This window comes from Gilliamella sp. CG35 (assembly GCF_046635745.1).
GTDB classification, from domain to species: domain Bacteria; phylum Pseudomonadota; class Gammaproteobacteria; order Enterobacterales; family Orbaceae; genus Gilliamella; species Gilliamella apicola_I.
Map to the genome: position 1 here is coordinate 1 of NZ_JBIDFH010000037.1, position 1,761 is coordinate 1,761.

Below are 1,761 nucleotides of genomic sequence, written 5' to 3' on the forward strand. Positions count from 1 at the left end.
TTCTAACTGAATAGCAACATTAGCACCAAACATGGCAACCATAAAGTCATTAATTGCCATTGCCATACTGTCAAACGTAGGTAAATAAGGTAGACCTTTATCCGGGTGTTCATTTAAACCCAATAAACAGCGGTTAAACCAAAGTTGCATTTTATCCCATTTGTCTGATTTATCTTCAAAGATAATGAGTAAAATGACTGATACTATCCCCGCAATTAAACCTAACACAAAAATCCCCACCCCTAGCGGCCCTAAAAAGGCGGTTATTTGTAACCACGCACCTATCGTGCCGGCTAAGCTTAATACACCAGCCAGTACCTGAAGCCCTCCTGCTACACAATACGCTGTTTTGGTTGCCCCACTTTTTTGTTGTCCTTTGGCAATTAAGAAAATACCATCCATTATCGATATCGCACTACCTAATACACCCACGACACCCGCTACCATGGCAGAGGTTTTAAACACACCATTGACTAAAAGACTGAGATTGGCTCGGTTTGCAATAAACGACCCGGCTAAATGAGGTAACCCCATATTGATAAAGGTTAAAACTTCGTTGACTAACAGTGCAAAACTTGCTCCAACTTTATATATGCCAAACTGTAAATCGCGTTTAATTTCATAACGCAGGGTTTCGCTTAAGTTTGCATCTTCCAGTTTTTGCAAGTTTTCTTTGTAGTTGATGTAGGTGGCGGCTGATTGTAATCCGGCTGAAATCGATTTAACAAAAGCTATGCTACCGCCAAATGCCGTCATTTTAGCCGTCGGGTCAAAACCGGCATTTTTTATACTGTCTAAGATTGACTCGCCTTGTAGTTTGGCTATCCGATTATATATTGACACACCGGTATTTTTTAATGTTCGGGCAGGAAATATTGAATTCGAATTTATGCCTGAAAATCTATCGAGTATATAGTTTTTTAATCGTTGAAATAATACCGAGCCATTTCTCAGCACGGTACGGTCATTGATGACATCGACTAGTTTTAAGCCAATATCGATATAGTCGTTGGCTGTTATCACAAAATTCCAATCAACCACCCCATTTTGACTTTCTTCTGTTTGCGAATAAGCCGGATAAGGTGAACTTGTGCTACTGTATCGCAACGGTTCGAAATATTGATTGAATTCACGTAACTCTAACACCGGAATATTTTTCATTTGAAAATGAAAAATCAATTCGCCATTTATCACCAACCCGCTTTCAGTAATCAACTGTGATAATCGTTCTTGAATAACCAGATAAGATGATAGGGCTAGGTCTTTTTCTGTAAAGTTGGAATGCCATGAAAGTACACGTGATATGAGTATCGAATAAAGCTTCAACATAAGCTCGCCTTTTTCACAGAAGAATTTTTTATCTAATTGGTTTGTCTTTGTTTCCGCTTCCAGCTCTTGTAATATCGTTTTGGTTTCCTGCAATCGCTTCGCTTTCGCCTTTAATTCTTTTTCTTCCGCTTCGCCTAGATATTGCGCTATTTGTTCGTCGGATTTGTTTTCTATCGGCGAGTATAAATCACTGTGCGCTTCCAGCTCTTGTTTCATGATGTTAAGGCGTTTTTTTATGATTAACTCCCAAAAACTGTTACTTCGTCCATCAAGCAGATGATAAAAAATACCATCGTCATAATTGATTAAGTTCTCCCATAATGCTATTTGTATTGGGTTCGTCACGCCACCTATACATGTAAAATCAATGATTGCCAAAAAATCTGAAAGATAACCTACATGGTTGTTAGAGCAATTTGTATCACACTCTAT

General features: G+C 38.6%; 1 protein-coding gene. It reads right to left on the minus strand.

Going from position 1 to position 1,761, the window contains the following annotated elements:
* On the minus strand, positions 1 to 1,761 hold a 1,761-nt coding region (locus tag ACGH4F_RS09545; RefSeq protein WP_411591020.1), incomplete at both ends, for a hypothetical protein.